General features: G+C 75.5%; 1 protein-coding gene and 1 pseudogene. Both read right to left on the bottom strand.

What is annotated here, in order from left to right; genetic code table 11:
* Positions 1-113: 113 nt before the first annotated feature.
* On the bottom strand, positions 114-1,274 hold the full coding sequence (locus tag HO151_RS03345; RefSeq protein ID WP_173894619.1) for an ADP-ribosylglycohydrolase family protein: 1,161 nt from the start codon (positions 1,272-1,274) through the stop codon (positions 114-116).
* A 7-nt stretch (positions 1,275-1,281) separates the two neighbouring features.
* Positions 1,282-1,418: pseudogene (locus HO151_RS07295) on the bottom strand (ADP-ribosylglycohydrolase family protein); the annotation flags it as partial.

A 1,418-nucleotide genomic window follows, 5' to 3' on the forward strand; every position in this document is an offset into this window, starting at 1 on the left:
CGCCGTCCGCCAGCGGGCCTCGACGGCCGACGGTTCGCGGCCGTCCTGCCGGGCCTGGCGCAGTTCGTGGCCGAGCAGGTCCTCGGGCTGGACCCAGGTCAGGCGCAGGGAGGTCATGACAGCTCCGCGTACGCCGTCTCGTGGGCGCGGCGGCGGGCGACGTCGCGGGCGAAGATCTCGCGGGCCACCTCTGTCAGGGTCCGCGCGGGGGCCCGCAGGTCCAGGCGGCTGGCCTCCGCGACCGTCTTGGCCCAGCCCGCCGGGATCTCCGAGCCCAGGGCGCCCGCGAGGGCACCGGCCATCGTGGCGGTGGAGTCGCAGTCGCGGCCGTAGTTCACCGCGCCCAGCACGGCGTGCCGGTGGTCGCCGCGGGCGATCAGCAGCATGCCGAGGGCCACCGGGAGCTCTTCGACGGAGTGGATGCGCGAGGGGCGGCGGGCGCCCAGGGACGGGCTGCGGTAGTCCGCGCCGACCGTGTCGTAGGGGGCGACCGCCTCCCGCAGCGGGCGCAGCGCCGACTCGAAGTCCGTGTACCGGGCGGCCGTGTCGCAGACCGTCTCGATCGCGGCCCGGGTGCCGTCCTTCGCCACGGCGAGGCAGGCCCCGACCACCGAGTCGGGGGTGGCGCCGGGGGCGCAGGCCGCCGCCACGGCCGCCGCGAAGACACCGGCCGCCTCCCGCCCGTACGACGACTGGTGGGCGCCCGCGACGTCCAGGGCCTCGGCGTACGCGCCCGCCGGGTTCGCCGCGTTGACCAGGCCGACCGGGGCCATGTACATGGCGGCACCGCAGTTGACGATGTTGCCGGTGCCGGCCTCGCGGGGGTCCACGTGGCCGTAGTGGAGCCGGGCCACCAGCCACTTCTCGGCGAGGAAGATCCGCTGGAGGGGCAGGGCTTCCGCCTCCAGCTCCGGGATCCAGCGGGGCGTCGTCATCAGGTCCGGCACCAGGTGCTCGGCGACGGCGTACGCGTCGAGGTGGTCGCGGACCGTCGCGTACACCCGTACCAGCGCGTGGGTCATCAGGGTGTCGTCGGTGACGTGTCCGTCGCCCTTGTGGTAGGGGGCGAGAGGGCGTGCCGTGCGCCAGTCGTCGCCGTGCCAGGGGCCGACGACACCGTGGACGCGTCCGCCGTGCCGCTCGACGATCTGGTCGGGGGACCAGCCCTCCACCGGGCCGCCGAGCGCGTCGCCGACGGCGGCCCCGACGAGGGCTCCGGCGATGCGCTCGTCGAGGGTCCCCGCTCCTGTGTTTTCTCCGCTTTTGTTCACCATGCCCGGATCATCCCTCCGGAAGGGGCCGTTCCGTGGTTTCCAGGGCCTCCAGCAGCCCGGCGAGTCCGACGAGGTCGGTGCCGGTCAGCCGCGGCAGCGTGCAGCCCGGCAGGGTGCGGCAGGCGGCCCGCCAGGCGGCGGGCA

This window comes from Streptomyces sp. 8P21H-1, assembly GCF_013302945.1.

What these genes read in the sequence shown, in the direction of transcription:
- HO151_RS03345 (WP_173894619.1), bottom strand. Translation starts at nt 1,274, where the DNA reads ATGGTGAACAAAAGCGGAGAAAACACAGGAGCGGGGACCCTCGACGAG.